This is a genomic window from Vibrio sp. 10N.239.311.G01 (assembly GCF_041465805.1).
In the GTDB taxonomy this organism is placed as follows: domain Bacteria; phylum Pseudomonadota; class Gammaproteobacteria; order Enterobacterales; family Vibrionaceae; genus Vibrio; species Vibrio crassostreae_C.
Genome location: NZ_JBFSRM010000004.1, coordinates 138,377 through 153,256, shown reverse-complemented (window position 1 = coordinate 153,256; position 14,880 = coordinate 138,377). Strand labels below are relative to the sequence as shown.

Annotated in this window: 14 protein-coding genes; 7 read left to right on the top strand and 7 right to left on the bottom strand. The window is 45.5% G+C overall.

The window, feature by feature from the left end; all coding sequences use genetic code 11:
• Positions 1–75: 75 nt before the first annotated feature.
• From AB6D06_RS04820 to pspA, 6 genes are all read right to left on the bottom strand, one after another.
• Positions 76–3,186 carry an efflux RND transporter permease subunit gene (locus tag AB6D06_RS04820; protein WP_017060313.1) on the bottom strand — a complete coding sequence of 1,037 codons (3,111 nt, stop codon included), beginning with the start codon at positions 3,184–3,186 and terminating at the stop codon, positions 76–78.
• Positions 3,179–4,264: an efflux RND transporter periplasmic adaptor subunit gene (locus AB6D06_RS04815; RefSeq protein ID WP_029222096.1), complete on the bottom strand. Its 1,086-nt coding sequence runs from the start codon at positions 4,262–4,264 to the stop codon at positions 3,179–3,181. The genes AB6D06_RS04820 and AB6D06_RS04815 overlap by 8 nt, the downstream gene beginning before the upstream one ends.
• Position 4,265: 1 nt before the next feature.
• Positions 4,266–5,300, bottom strand: coding sequence for an efflux RND transporter periplasmic adaptor subunit (locus AB6D06_RS04810; protein ID WP_102429172.1), 1,035 nt, complete (start codon positions 5,298–5,300; stop codon positions 4,266–4,268).
• 157 nt (positions 5,301–5,457) lie between these two features.
• On the bottom strand, positions 5,458–5,844 hold the full coding sequence (gene pspC / locus AB6D06_RS04805) for an envelope stress response membrane protein PspC (RefSeq protein ID WP_029222097.1): 387 nt from the start codon (positions 5,842–5,844) through the stop codon (positions 5,458–5,460).
• On the bottom strand, positions 5,837–6,070 hold the full coding sequence (gene pspB, locus AB6D06_RS04800) for an envelope stress response membrane protein PspB (protein WP_004734605.1): 234 nt from the start codon (positions 6,068–6,070) through the stop codon (positions 5,837–5,839). Before pspB ends, pspC begins: the two co-directional genes overlap by 8 nt.
• A gap of 15 nt (positions 6,071–6,085) precedes the next feature.
• Entirely contained in the window at positions 6,086–6,757 is a 672-nt protein-coding gene (pspA, locus tag AB6D06_RS04795) for a phage shock protein PspA (protein WP_004734604.1), read from the bottom strand.
• A gap of 316 nt (positions 6,758–7,073) precedes the next feature.
• Between pspA and pspF the strand changes: the two genes are divergently transcribed.
• The 7 genes from pspF to AB6D06_RS04760 all read left to right on the top strand — a co-directional run bounded on the left by pspF (position 7,074) and on the right by AB6D06_RS04760 (position 14,253).
• Positions 7,074–8,096: a phage shock protein operon transcriptional activator gene (gene pspF / locus AB6D06_RS04790; RefSeq protein WP_065583878.1), complete on the top strand. Its 1,023-nt coding sequence runs from the start codon at positions 7,074–7,076 to the stop codon at positions 8,094–8,096.
• A gap of 102 nt (positions 8,097–8,198) precedes the next feature.
• Positions 8,199–9,821: an ABC transporter substrate-binding protein SapA gene (gene sapA / locus AB6D06_RS04785; RefSeq protein ID WP_017065332.1), complete on the top strand. Its 1,623-nt coding sequence runs from the start codon at positions 8,199–8,201 to the stop codon at positions 9,819–9,821.
• Positions 9,821–10,783, top strand: coding sequence for an ABC transporter permease subunit (locus AB6D06_RS04780; protein ID WP_017060307.1), 963 nt, complete (start codon positions 9,821–9,823; stop codon positions 10,781–10,783). The genes sapA and AB6D06_RS04780 overlap by 1 nt, the downstream gene beginning before the upstream one ends.
• The gene (gene sapC, locus AB6D06_RS04775) at positions 10,770–11,657 is read left to right on the top strand and encodes a putrescine export ABC transporter permease SapC (protein ID WP_372109973.1); all 888 of its coding nucleotides are present in this window, start codon (positions 10,770–10,772) and stop codon (positions 11,655–11,657) included. The genes AB6D06_RS04780 and sapC overlap by 14 nt, the downstream gene beginning before the upstream one ends.
• Positions 11,657–12,658, top strand: coding sequence for an oligopeptide/dipeptide ABC transporter ATP-binding protein (locus AB6D06_RS04770; RefSeq protein WP_017060305.1), 1,002 nt, complete (start codon positions 11,657–11,659; stop codon positions 12,656–12,658). The genes sapC and AB6D06_RS04770 overlap by 1 nt, the downstream gene beginning before the upstream one ends.
• The gene (locus tag AB6D06_RS04765) at positions 12,655–13,437 is read left to right on the top strand and encodes an ATP-binding cassette domain-containing protein (protein ID WP_017060304.1); all 783 of its coding nucleotides are present in this window, start codon (positions 12,655–12,657) and stop codon (positions 13,435–13,437) included. The genes AB6D06_RS04770 and AB6D06_RS04765 overlap by 4 nt, the downstream gene beginning before the upstream one ends.
• Positions 13,438–13,473: 36 nt before the next feature.
• Positions 13,474–14,253 (top strand): DUF2927 domain-containing protein, encoded by a 780-nt coding sequence (locus AB6D06_RS04760; RefSeq protein ID WP_029235328.1) that lies wholly within the window; start codon positions 13,474–13,476, stop codon positions 14,251–14,253.
• 98 nt (positions 14,254–14,351) lie between these two features.
• Here the strand turns inward: AB6D06_RS04760 and AB6D06_RS04755 are convergent, their stop codons facing one another.
• Complete coding sequence (locus tag AB6D06_RS04755) at positions 14,352–14,741, bottom strand: DUF2750 domain-containing protein (protein ID WP_004734596.1); 390 nt, start codon at positions 14,739–14,741, stop codon at positions 14,352–14,354.
• Between the last annotated feature and the right edge of the window lie 139 nt (positions 14,742–14,880).

Below are 14,880 nucleotides of genomic sequence, written 5' to 3'. Positions count from 1 at the left end.
TCGATAGTCTCTTTTAGTAATCGTACATAAAAATAATGCCCCAATTAGGGGCATTATTTCAAAGGTCAGTTGACGTTAAGCCACTTCAATTTTATGGAACAAACGATACAGCACAGGCACTACGATTAGCGTGAGTACAGTCGCAAAGCCTAAACCAAACATGATGGTTACTGCCATTGGTTTGAAGAAGATATCCGGTAGTAGAGGGATCATACCTAGAATGGTGGTAATCGCCGCCATACATACCGGGCGAACACGACTCAGAGCCGCATCAACAACCGCTACATACGGATCTTTACCAGATTTCATCTCAATCTCAATTTGATCAAGTAGTACGATACCGTTCTTCAGAAGCATCCCAGATAGACTCAAGAAGCCCAACAGCGCCATAAAGCCGAATGGTGTATTCAAGGCTAGCAAGCCTGTCGTCACCCCTATCAACGCCAATGGAACCGTTAACCAAACGATCAGAGGCTCTTTCACCGAGTTAAACAAGAACACAGTGATTAAGAACATGAACAAGTAACCCAGAGGCATGGTTGTGAACAGTGACGCCTGTGCATCTGCTGACGACTCATATTCACCCCCCCATTCCAATGAGTAACCCGGAGGCATCTCAATCGCTTCAATCTGTGGTTGTAAGCGTTTCTGTAGAGTTGAGGCCGTCTCTTCACCCAATAGATCAGGATCCGCCATTACCGTTAGCATACGCTTACGGTTCTTACGGATGATCAGTGGATCTTCCCATTCTAGCTCGTAACCTAACGTTACTTGTTGAAGTGGGATGTACTCACTTAATGCTGGGCTCCAGATCTTCATGCCTTCGATGTTACGAATATCGACACGCTCGTCTTCAGGCAAACGAGCCACAATCGGCATTAACGTTGTACCATCACGATACACACCAATCGACTTACCAGAGAAAGACATTGCTAGGAAATCATCAACGTCAGATTTAGTAATACCATAACGACGCGCTTGGCTTTCATTGAACTGAGGCTCTAATACCTTAGTTCTTTCACGCCAATCGTGACGAACGTTAAATGCGCCTTCATCAGCACGCATGATGTCCATCACTTGTGCAGCGATTGAACGTAAAACCGTTGGATCAGAACCCACAATTCGCGCTTCAATTTTCGCACCGCCACCAGGACCTAATTCGATCTGTTTAAGCTTGTAGTCAATCTCTGGGAACTGACCATTTACATGTTCACGGAAGCGTTTCATTAGCCCTTCAAGTACTTCATAACTTTTCACACGAACCGTTATCTCACCGTAAGCGCTATAACTTTTCTCTGGCGCATAAGTCAGCATGAAACGTTGCAGGCCTTTACCCGCGGTTGTCGTGATATGTTCAACTTCGTCCTGCTCAGCTAGCCAACTCTCAAGCACTTTAAGCTTGGTATTGGTCGCTCGAATATCGGTACCTTCTGGCATCCACACATCCACTTGGAACATAGGTGTGGTTGAAGACGGGAAGAAGGCTTGCTTAACGAAACCAAAACCGTACACACTCGCGCCTAAACCAATAATCAGAACAAACATGGTTAACCAAGCACGCTTCATACAGAACTCAAGGAAGTTTTTGTAGATAACAAAAACCATCCCGTTGTATGGGTCCTTACCTTCGTTATCTGGATCGACCTTCTGACCTTTAAAGAACATGTCGGCAAAGAACGGCGTGAGCGAGATGGCAGTAAACCAACTCAGCATCAAGGAGATCAGTAGCACCGTGAACAAGGTGCCACAGTATTCGCCTGTTGAGTCTTCAGATAAACCAATTGGAGCAAACGCAGTCACCGCAATAACCGTCGCACCAAGCAGCGGCCATTTGGTTTGGGTTACGATATCGGTGGCGGCCTGCATCCGGGTTCGCCCCTTCTGCGTGCCGATCAATATCCCTTCCACCACCACAATGGCATTATCCACCAGCATCCCCAAGGCGATAACCAACGCGCCCAGTGAAATACGTTGTAGGTCGATCTTGAAGTACTGCATGAAAATGAATGTACCGAATACGGTCAATAGCAGTATCAAACCAATCAATAGGCCCGATCTTAGTCCCATGAAGAACAGTAACACCACGATTACGATCGCAACCGCCTGCCCTAAACTCACCACAAATCCGCTTACCGACTTGTTCACCTCTTTAGGTTGGTTATAAACCTCGGAGATGTCGATACCGACGGGTTGTTGATATTTAAGCTCGGCGAGTCTTCGATCAAAGTCTTCACCCACTGCGACCACGTTCACGCCTTGCGCAAAAGAGACACCCAGGTTAAGCGCGAGTTCGCCGTTATAACCAATGATGTTACTCGGTACCTCAACGTAACCACGGGTTACATTCGCCACATCTTTTAGATAGATAAGCCCTTGAGCGCCACCTTCCGTAAGAATCAAATCTCCAAGCTGTTCAACGTTTTGGAACTCACCCGTTGGATGGATTCGAATATATTCATCACCAATCCTTACCGCTCCTGCACTTGATACAATATTTTGAGTCGATAAAAGGTTAAATACCGTGCTTGGAGACAGACCCAGAGAGCTTATCCGTTTCATCGATATCTCAATGAACACTTGCTCTTGTTGTTGGCCGGAAACGGAGACTTTACTGACCCCATCAACCAACTCTAGCTCTCGCCTTAGGTAATCAATGTAATCCAGCAGCTCTTTGTAGCTATAGCCATCCCCCGTCACCGCCAGCAAAATACCGTAAACGTCACCGAAATCATCGATGACTTGAGGATCATTGACGCCGGGTGGCAGTTCAACCTTGAGATCATTCACTTTTCGGCGAAGTTCATCCCATATTTGCGGAAGATCATCTGGGCCGTAGTTGTTCTTCATCGTCACCGTTACCTGTGATAGGCCGCGGCTAGAGATAGAGTTCACTTCGTCCACATAGGTAAGTTGTTGAATCGCTTTTTCTAGTGGGTAAGTAACTTCTTCTTCAACTTGTTGAGGTGTGGCCCCTGGGTAAGAGGTCACAACCATCGCATCTTTGATGGTAAAGGCAGGATCTTCTAAACGACCCAAGCCGAAAAAGGCAGAGACACCACCAATAAGAAAGATCAGAGATAGCATCCAGCTAATGACTTTGTTACGTATAAAGTAAGAAGCAACACCTGTGATCTGATCATCACCCTGTTGATCGTCATTTTGGGGCTTGTTATTTACTTCACTCATTGTTCGTCTCCTGAGACAATACTTCCACTGTCATCCCATCTCGCAATCGCGATACGCCTGCAACAACGACATGCTGCCCCATTTCTAATCCTTTCATGATCTGCAATGTTTTCTGATTGGCTTTTCCTATTACGACTTGCTGTTTTGAGACGGTACTGTCGTCATTAAGCACCCATACATAAGAGTTCTGGCGCGTTAAATCATCGCCATCCGCATTAAACACAGCTTCGATTGGGATAAGTACCCCAGCTTTTAACTCCAAGCCGATATCTCGCCCATTTGACGTCACCTCAACGGCCATACCATCCAGAATCAAATCATCTTCCGGCATAGGTAGAGCAAGCGTCACCGTGAACGTGCCCGTGCTTGGGTCAGGTTCAGTGGTAAACTCCTTAATAGCCGCCGTGTATTCATTGCCACTGGGTACTCTTACCACAGCCTCAACATTCGATAACAGCTGTTCGCTAGGCTGATTCACGTAAATCTGGTCAGGCAGTTGGATAACAACCTCAACATCCTCGACACTGTGAATGTTCACGACCTGCTGGCCTACCTGAATATTTTCATATTGATCGACACTGACACGAGAAATGATCCCATCAACAGGAGCACGAAGCTTAGTGAACGACAAGCGCAGTTTTGCGAGTTCCAGCTCGGCATAAGCGATCTGGCGTTGAGCAGCAATTTCATCAAACTGTGACTTCGCCAATAAGCCTTTCTTCACTAACGGACTTGAACGTCTGTATTGGCTGTTAATTACCGTGTAACGCGCCTGAGCATTGTCGACATCCAGTTGATAATCGGTAGGGTCAAGCTCTGCAATGATGTCTCCTTGTGAAACACGCTCACCTTCTTTCACATCAAGCTTATTGATTTCACCAGCGACTCGAAAGCTGAGATGAGCCTTCTCGGCAGCGTTTGCAACCGCTGGGAAATAGAGTTTGTCGCTAAAGTCGATGACTGAAATCTCGATAGCTTTAACCAAGGGCGTGTTATTCACTTCTACAACTTGTTTATCTTCACAAGCCGTAAGTAAAGCCAAACACGACAGTCCAGCGGCCACTTTAAGTGTTTTCATGTTATAGCCCCCTTTCCTTGATCCACTCTCGAACTTTAACGCCCGGTTCAAGACCATTAACACCAGAAGTTACGATGCGATCACCATCGTTCAACCCTGAAACAATATGGCGCTTTTCATCGATGATGATTGCGACATTTTCAACAATACCGTCGCTATTCACGCGCCACACAGAGACATCATCGCCATCAGTCATCATTGCTGATGTGGGAATTTTTGTGGCGGCTGCTAACGCTGAAACTAAATGAACTGTGCCTGACATACCCGGCAAAATACCAACATCGGTGGGTCTTTCCATTACCATGGTGACTTTGTACGACCCGGTTTTGGGATCCGCTTCAGTATCAACTTCTTGGAATGCTAAAGCGTAGGAGCTACCAGGGAAAGCATCAAAAACCATGGTTGCATCCGTCTCAAACCCTGAAGAAAAGCGCGTGATAAGTTGGTCGGGTAATAAGAATACGACTTTGAGGATTTGATTCGTTTGAATATTCATCACGCCTTGTTTAGCCGCAATGTATTCATGGTTTTCAGCAGGAATGATGGAAATGGTTCCGTCATACGGCGCAACCAAAGTGGTGTAGCGAAGATTCGCGTTAGCTTGATTAAGCACCGCGCGAGCTGAATTGTGGTTCGCTTTCGCTTGGTCGAAATCTTGCTCTGATACCACACGATCTTTACGAAGTTTGATCGCACGTTGATATTGAACATCGGCTAGCTGAAAATTCGCTTTTGCTTGCTTCTCGAGTAGTTGATATTCATCGGGATTTAACTTAGCAAGCTCGTCGCCTTTAGACACGTGCTGCCCAGCGGTCACATCGATGCTCTGCAATAACCCAGGAACACGGAATGCGAGTACCGCTCTGTCACCAGCTTCTGTGGTGGCTGGAAAGCTACGTTCAAAAGCATTACTACCGACGGAGACAGTGAAGAGTTTGGCGGGTCTAGAATCAGGTTCAGGTACGGGAGGAAGCTCCTTACCACACCCAGACAACCCAGCTAAGGCTGTCAATAGGACAACGGAGGCTCTATACATTAGTGATCATCCATAACTATAAATATTTTTATAACATAGATTAATTACATGTAACTTACCAGTTATCGTAAGATTTATTTAGACAAAATTATTAAAAAAAATAACGGCTTGGAATAAATTTTCCTAAACCGTTATCTAATGTTTTTCAGGTTTACCACTACATGTTCTTAAATGCGCGGTCGACTTTGAAAGTATCCGAAGTCACATAAGCTTCCATATTGCGGACACTGGTCTCTAATTTCTGGAAATCACCCTCTAAAGTGCCCAGTAACGACTCTGCGGTTTGCCCTTTTTCCCAAGGTTTTTGCTTGAGCGTGTGCTCTTGTTTGGCCTTCATCTGATCGACATACTGAGGTGGTTGTTTTTCAAGCATAAATGTCAAAGCTACATACGCTAATAACACCAAAAAGCTACCACCAAGCAGTGCCGCCGAGATAACCAAGATGCGAACCAACCACACTTCAAGGCCAAAGTAGTTCGCTAACCCTGCACACACTCCAGACAACTTACCGTTAATAGGATCGCGATACAGTTCTCTACTCATAGTTTCGTCTCCAGTTAGGTGACTCCGCATCCAGTATTTTTTCTAGCGTTTTCACTCGATCTTGCATCGATTCAGCTTGAGCAGAAAGCTTGTGCAAACGCTGAAGATCCGTTTCTGAAAGACCATTACTGGATTTCTTCTTGCTGCGGTAATGTAAGAACAACCATAGCGGTGCCACGAAGATTAAAAAGACAATCAGTGGGCCTGCAATTAGAAATGTTGACATAGACAACTCCTAAAATTATTTATCGCGGTTTTCAACTTGTTGCTTCAGTTTCGCCAGCTCTTTTTCAATTTCATCTTGAGCTTGTAGATCTGCAAATTCTTGGTCTAACGATTTTGCGTTACCTGTTTTGGCGTAAACATCTGCTTCAGCTTCTAATTCATCCACTTTACGCGAGAATTGCTCAAACTTCGCCATTGCTTCGTGGGTTTTGCTTGAATGCAGATGCTTTTGAACATCACGACGATTGCTTGCCGCATTATTACGAATCATTAATGCTTGCTGCTTCGCACGTGTTTCTGCGATTTTGGTTTCAAGCTTGCCAATCTCACTGGTCAGCTTTTCGATGGTTTCGTGAACCAAGGTTTGCTCTGTGTGAAGGCTTTTGATTATATCTTCAAGTTTTTGCTTTTCTATTAGCGCCGCTCTCGCCAAATCTTCACGTTGTTTAGTTAGTGCTAGTGTCGCTTTATTTTGCCAATCTAGAATCTGAGTTTCGATAGCTTCAACTTTACGCGCTAACTCTTTTTTATCTGCGATAGCTTTAGCGGAGTTAGTGCGAACCTCAACCAGCGTATCTTCCATTTCTTGGATAATCAGGCGAATCATCTTTTCAGGATCTTCAGCCTTGTCTAAAAGTGCACTGATGTTCGAATTTACAATGTCTGCAAAGCGAGAAAAAATACCCATGAGGAACTCCTTAATTACAATGATGGCAAATGTGCTTTAAAGCGTTATTCGATTTCTCAATCCACTTGCTCAAAAATTTACGTTTGTTGTTAAACCTACCATAAGTAATCCAAGTAACGTGCCAACTTTTAAGCCATTTATTATCAGATACTTACAATAAAATGGTGATTAACCCGAACCATGCTATGATGAATTTAGCCAAGTATTGGTATTTTTCACCACTACGACTCTTATACTTAAGCTATTTACATGATGTGATTTAAATAAAGCCCTCTAAATCACATCCATCGGCGCTCAAATCACACAAGGACCCGCTATGCAGCAGAACCTCATTGGTGAATCACCCAGTTTTCTCTCCGTTTTAGATAAAGTGTCCCAACTCGCACCAATCGAAAGACCGATTCTGATCATTGGAGAGCGTGGTACGGGTAAAGAGTTGATCGCACAAAGACTGCATTACCTTTCAAGACGTTGGGATCAACCTTTGATCTCATTGAACTGCTCAACCCTCAGTGAAGGTTTGATTGATTCTGAGTTGTTTGGTCATGAATCGGGGTCCTTTACGGGTTCGAAAGGTCGTCATCAGGGTCGATTTGAAAGAGCGGAAGGTGGAACACTGTTTCTTGATGAGCTCGCGACCACGCCCCTAGCCGTTCAAGAGAAGCTATTGCGCGTTATTGAATACGGGCAGTATGAACGTGTCGGCGGACAAAAAGCTTTAAGTGCCAACGTAAGACTGGTTTGCGCGACCAACGCTGACTTGCCAGACATGGCATTAAGGGGCGAATTCAGAGCCGACTTATTGGACAGGCTCGCGTTTGACGTGATTACTATACCCCCTCTTCGAGAGCGAAAAGAAGACATCACGCTGCTGGCAGAATACTACGCCATTAAGATGTGCCGTGAATTAGAATTGGAGTTGTTTGTTGGCTTTGCTCCGTCTGCCGTTGAGGCGCTGCTGGATTATTCATGGCCGGGGAATGTGCGAGAACTCAAGAACGTTATTGAGCGCGCAGTCTACCAGCACGGTAAAGACCCATATCCTATTGAATCTTTGGTGTTTAACCCATTCAAACCCGCATGGAAAATAGATCAAGATTCCACGCATGAAATTGGCAATGCGCCGTCCAACAGCCATACTTCATCAGAGAGCTTGTTTTCTTTGCCGCTTGATTACAAAGCATGGCAAGAACAACAAGACATCAAGCTACTCAACCAAGCCCTCAAACAGAGCAAATATAACCAGAAACAAGCCGCAGAATTACTTGGGTTAACCTACAACCAATTACGTGGAATGGTGAGGAAGTACGCGATTGTCGGACAAGCTAACGATAAATAGCTGTCCACGCTTGATTATTATTTGGAGCCGAATAAATAAAATGTTAAATTGTCCGGATCTTGAGGCTCCTCTAACGCCTCGTTTCGAAAAGTATTTCTTTTTATGAAAGCACTAATAAGACTATCACTGAGCATCTGCACGTTGAGCTTTCTCGCTGGATGTGGTGAGAGTGTGAATCACGAGCAAATCCGTGAAAAAGGCTTCATTTATTGCGGCCAAGGTAATCCTAGTACCTTCAATCCACAGCTAGTTGATAGTGGCATTACCGCAGAATCGCTGAGTCCTCAAATCTTCGATACACTGCTCACTCTTGATCCGATGACGTACCGACCAAAACAGAACTTAGCGACAAGTTGGTCTGTTGATAAATCAGGTACAGAATACACGTTCAAACTGCGCCCAAATGTTGCGTTCCAAACCACAGACTGGTTCACCCCAACTCGTAGCATGAATGCACAAGATGTGGTGTTTAGCTTTGAACGTGTCATTGATAGTTCAAACCCATTTCATTATGTGGGTGGCGGCCTATACCCATGGTTTGCCGGAATCGACTTCAAAAACCTGATTGTCGATATCACCGCAGTTGATGACCTAACGGTGAAATTCCAATTAAGTCGCCCAGACAATTCGTTTCTCAACAATATCGCCACCAGCTATGCAGTCATTCACTCTAAGGAGTATGCCAATCAGCTCATTGCAGCGGATGAGAAAAATCGAATCGATTCCAATCCAGTCGGCACTGGCCCTTTCTACTTAGATGAATACCAAATCAACGACCTAGTGCGCTTGAAAAAGAACAAGCACTACTGGAAAGGTGAAGTACAAATGGACCAAGTTGTGTTCGATACTTCGCAACGTGGAACAGGCACACTTGCCAAGCTTCTGCGTAGTGAGTGTGACGTGCTCAACTCACCAATTTCTAGCCAAATCCCTATTATTCAGGCTCATGAAGAGTTGAAGATTTCTGCTACTCCGGCGGTTAATGTCTCTTTCATCGCGCTGAATACTGAGCACCCTGCACTGCGTGACTCTCGAGTTCGTAAAGCGCTCAACTTAGCCATCAATCGTCAGAACATTCTTGATTCTGTGTATTACGGTACAGGAACCAAAGCCTACACCTTGCTTCCTCCGACTTCTTGGGCTCACCAAAAAGACAGCGTTCAAGTTCGCTACGACCGAAACTATGCGGTTGCGCTTCTCAAAGAAGCTGGCGTTGAACCTGGGTTAGAGCTTTCAATGTGGGTACCACTAGAGCCACGCGCATACAATCCAAGTCCAAGAAAAACGGCAGAACTTATCCAAGCAAACTTAGCCGATATTGGTATTGAATTGAAACTCTATACCGACGACCGATTTGACCGCACACAGTTGTCCTCTATTTCCTCAACAGACTTGTTGCTTACAGGCTGGATAGGCAATACCGGTGACCCGGACAACTTCTTACGTCCGCTGCTCTCATGCAGCTCTGAGCGTGCAGGGTTAAACGTCTCGATGTGGTGTAATTCAGACTTTGATTTCCTTCTCGACTTAGCATTAGAGATCAATCAACAAAGGCACCGTGTGAACTTGTACCGACAAGCCCAAAACATTCTCAATGAAGAAGTTCCTGTGATTCCTTTAGCTCATGGCGTGCAATTTCGCGTGCACGATCGTTCGCTAACAGGCTTTAAAGCAAGTCCTTTCAATGCCCAACCTTTTGATCAAGTCAGAAGAGAGGTGCAGTAATGTTTTGGTATACATTAAGACGTGTAAACTTATTCGTTATTACGCTAGGAATTCTGACCTTGGTAGGTTTTTCCCTGCTTCGATTAGACCAAACCTCACCTTGGGCAATTCAAGATTTTTGGCCCGGTTGGATTAGCTATATCACTGAATTATCGACGCTAAACTTTGGCCTAAGCAAACACGGTGTGCCTATCATCGATGAGTTGGTCCTGGTGTTCCCTGCAACGCTAGAGCTGTGCTTCTTTGCCTTTGTGTTGGCACTCATCATCGGTATCCCTTTCGGCACCATTGCTGGTATGAGACAAGGTAAATTTGTTGATACCACCATATCGTTCACCTCAATGGCCGGTTACTCTGCGCCTATATTTTGGGTCGCGTTGCTGATGATCATGGTGTTTTCACTGCACTTTGAAATGTTCCCAGTTGGTGGCCGATACGACCTACTTTACGAGATTGAACACGTGACTGGATTCGCGATGATTGACGCCTTTTTTGCCGAGGGTCGCTACCGTGCGCACGCACTACAAAGTGTTATCGAGCACATGGCGTTGCCTTGTCTTGTTTTAGCACTGGCGCCAACGACTCAGGTCATCCGATTGATGAGAGCGTCAGTGGCTGAAGTAATGACGCAAAACTACATCCGCGCTGCGCGAATTAAAGGTCTTTCCACTAGAGAGATCATCACGCAGCACGTGCTAAGAAACGCGATACCTCCGATTATTCCTAAGGTCGGTGTTCAGCTATCGAGTATGTTAACGCTTGCTATTGTTACCGAGTCTATCTTTAACTGGCCGGGCATTGGCCGCTGGTTATTGGATGCCTTATCGAATCAAGATTACGTTTCAATTCAAGCTGGTGTAATTGTGGTGGCTACCTTAGTTTTGACCGCTAATATTCTGTCCGATCTACTGGGCGCGATGATCAATCCACTGGTAAGGAAGGAATGGTATGCTAACAAATAACGTCTACCAAGAAGAACAGATTCCAACCCAGTTCGAACGTTTCTGGCGCAGCTTCCGCAGCAATAATCTAGCTATGTTTGGCTTGTGGTGTTTGGTGCTTATCATTCTGGTCACCGTCACTTCACCGTGGCTAGCCCCGCATGATGCACAAGAACAAACCGGTCACCTATTAACGCCGCCCTCTTGGGATCCTGCGGGAAAGGTAGAATACTTTTTGGGTACGGATGACTTAGGCAGAGATATTCTCTCTCGCCTAATAATTGGCTCTCAGTTAACCTTCGGCGCCGCGGTGGTGATTACCTTTATCGCAGCCGTCATTGGTTGTCTGATTGGCGTACTTGCTGGTATGACGCGCGGTTTACTATCAAGCACGCTAAACCACCTGCTTGATACTGTTATGTCGATTCCATCTCTTCTGCTGGCGATTATCTTCGTGGCATTCCTTGGCTTTGGGGAGTTTAATATCTTGCTCGCCTTGTGCTTGGCACTGATCCCGCGCTTTATACGCTCGGTGTACATTGCCGTGCATGCTGAAGTAGAAAAAGACTATATTCTGGCTTCTCGCCTTGATGGTGCGAACGATTTTTACCTGCTATGGAACTCAATCCTTCCGAACATCCTTACCGTGATCGCTCTTGAAGTTACGCTGGCACTGTCAGTCGCAATTCTTGATATCACGGCTTTAGGTTTCCTAGGGCTTGGCGCTCAAGCACCGAGTACCGAATGGGGCTCCATCTTGGGTGATTCGGTCGAGTTGATTTACCTTGCGCCATGGACAGTTACCCTACCCGGCTTAGCTATTATGTTTACAGTTATCGTGATTAACCTCGTCGGTGAAGGTGTTCGCCAAGCGCTAAATGCAGGAATCGAATAATGCCGTTACTTGATATTCGACATCTAACCATCGAGATTGAGACCCCTCAAGGGATGGTTAAAGCCGTAGATCGAATGAGTATTACCCTCAATGAAGGGGAAATTCGTGGCTTAGTAGGTGAATCAGGCTCAGGTAAGAGTTTGGTTGCAAAAGCGATCGTCGGAGTATGTAAAGAAAACTGGAAGGTTTCTGCAGACCGAATGCGCTTAGGTAATATCGACCTACTGCAACTGACGCCGAAAGAAAGACGCCGAGTGATCGCCCGCGATATCGCAATGATCTTCCAAGAGCCATCAACGTGTCTTGACCCTTCTGAAAAAGTAGGTAACCAGCTCGTTGAAGCGATCCCTTCCCATTCGTTTGAAGGTCGTTGGTGGCAACGATTTAAGTGGCGTAAGAAGCAAGCGATCGCATTACTACACAAAGTCGGCATCAAAGACCACTCTCGCCTAATGGACAGTTACTCTTATGAGCTGACAGATGGTGAGTGTCAAAAAGTCATGATCGCAATGGCGATCGCTGCCAAGCCAAAAGTCTTGATTGCTGACGAGCCAACCAACGATTTAGACCCAATTACACAGTCTCAAATATTGCGTCTTTTGAGTCGTATGAACCAGATCAATAACACCACCATCGTGTTGATCGGCCATGACTTAACCACCATTACCCAATGGGCGACTCGCATTACCGTGATGTACTGTGGTCAATCGGTAGAATCCGCTGATACACCGAAGCTGTTGGATGCACCAAAGCACCCGTACACCGTTGCTTTGTTAAAAGCGATGCCAGACTTTAACGACTGGATTCCCCACAAGGAGAAGCTCCAGTCTTTGCCGGGGTCAATTCCACCGCTGCAACATCTTCCTATTGGTTGTCGATTAGGGCCTCGCTGCCCATACGCACAAAGGCAGTGTGTCGAGATCCCACATACGAAACGTATCAAGAACCATAAGTTCAACTGTCACTTCCCTCTGAATATGGAGAAGAAAAAGAAATCATGAGTGCATTATTAGAAGTCAGTGATTTGTCTAAAGACTTTACGACTCGCTCTGGTCTTTTCCGTAAAAAGATTCATCAGGCGGTGAAGCCAGTTAGCTTTTCTCTTGAAGCAGGCCAGACAATTGGTTTTATCGGCCAGAATGGTTCTGGCAAATCAACATTAGCCAGAATGCTCGCAGGCATGGTGGAGCCAACCGCAGGCGAGATCCGCGTGAATGGCGAAAAGCTAGAGCACAAAGACTACTCGACTCGTTGTAAGCTGATTCGAATGATCTTCCAAGATCCGAATACGTCACTTAACCCGCGCATTCAGATCGGTCGAATTCTTGAAGGTCCATTAAAGCGAAACACCAACATGCCTCCAGAAGCTCGTATGCGTCGTGTGAAAGACACACTACTGCGCGTAGGCCTTCTACCGGAACATGCGTATTTCTACCCTCAGATGCTTGCTGCAGGCCAGAAACAAAGGGTTTGTTTGGCTCGTGCCTTAATACTTCAGCCATCCATCATTGTTGCTGATGAAGCTTTAAATGGTTTGGACATGGCAATGCGCTCGCAAATCATCAATCTGTTCTTAGAGTTACAAGAAGAGATGGGCGTATCGTTCGTTTATGTATCTCAACACCTCGGTATTGTTAAGCACATTACCGACAAGATTATTGTCATGCATGAAGGCAATGTGGTTGAGAGTGGGGAAACAGATCAAGTGCTAACCAATCCAACTCACCAAATCACCCAAAGATTGGTTGAGAGCCATTTCTCCAAAGCGCCGAACCACTAACCTGGAATCACGCTACATTTAGCAGAGGGGAAAAGTATGTATCGAACAGCTTCAATGCTTCCCCTCTTGTTGGTGCTGTTGTCCTTTAACGCGACAAGCACACCGCTCACATGGCTAGATAGAAGCTTCGTCGAAACTGCCTTTTATAACGTCGCGCTTCAACACGAATACTCCCAAGGCAACAAACCGCTCGCCAAGTGGAAACAACCGATCAAGATTTGGATCGATCATCGAGTGGGCGATGAGGAACTGCATCAAGAGATCACAGAGCTTCATATCAAACACTTATCTGAAGTCACCCAACATCCAATAACAATCGTCAGTAAAGAGTCCGAAGCGAACGTTAAATGGATATACACAAGGCAGAGCCAGTGGGTATCTGAGGCGAAATCGGTGCTCAAGCTCAAATCAACTCAACATTTAAATAGCGCCATCTGCACGGCGGGCTATAGAACCAATTCTAAAGGCGAGATTGTATACGCTGGGATTGTAATCCCGGTTGATCAGGCAAGATCGCGAGGTAAGCTGGTCGCCTGTATCGTGGAAGAGATCACACAAGTTCTAGGCCTGCCGAATGATTCAGATAAAGCCTACCCTTCTATTTTCAACGACCACACGCCAGAAGACTTATTATCGCCGTTAGACGTAGTGCTACTGCAATTGCTGTATGAACCAGAATTGAAAGCTGGAATGACAAAATCTGAAGTAAAACCTATCGTTCGAAAGATACTCAAGAGATACAGCAAAACAGGTGTGCTTCAGCAAGCTTCTAAAGCCGCACAGCAAGCGCCTTTGTATCAGTTGATTGGGTATTGACGAATATACGTTGGAAGTAACTTAGATGGGATAATTGAATGATAGCGCTGCCTAAGAAAGGCAACGCTGACTTACGATGTTACTGTATTACGAAAGAACTAGCGCTTAGCTGCCTGCTTTTTCAATTCGAAGTCGAACTCATCCGGGAACAAGATAACGCCTTCTTCTTGCTCGTTCGGGAATACTACAACAGCAAGTTCGTCGTCTTCTAGACCGTTCGTCCAGCGACTGTGCCATTTGTTCAACGAAATAGACTCAGCTTTACACTCAGACCAATCACCCGTTGCCCATGATTCTGCGAACTCTTGGTTTGGCCATACTGGAACACAATCTTCATCTTCTGTGTTCAGCATTACACAACCGTGTTCATCGGTTAAGATCCATACTTCACGGTTTGCTACGATTTCTTTCACACAGTATTTCAGGCGTTGCTCGCCCGTATACTTGTTGATTTCAGCGATTTTTTTATCGTCTAGCTGTGTAGTCATCTTAATTTCCTACTTTAGTCAGTAACTTTGCTCTTAAAGCTATTTTATGCCGAGTGTTGTTAACTTCAAACATTATCGATGAAGAAGAAAGTCTACTTCAAAGAAAAACGCCTGCTAAATAAGCAGGCGTTTAATATTA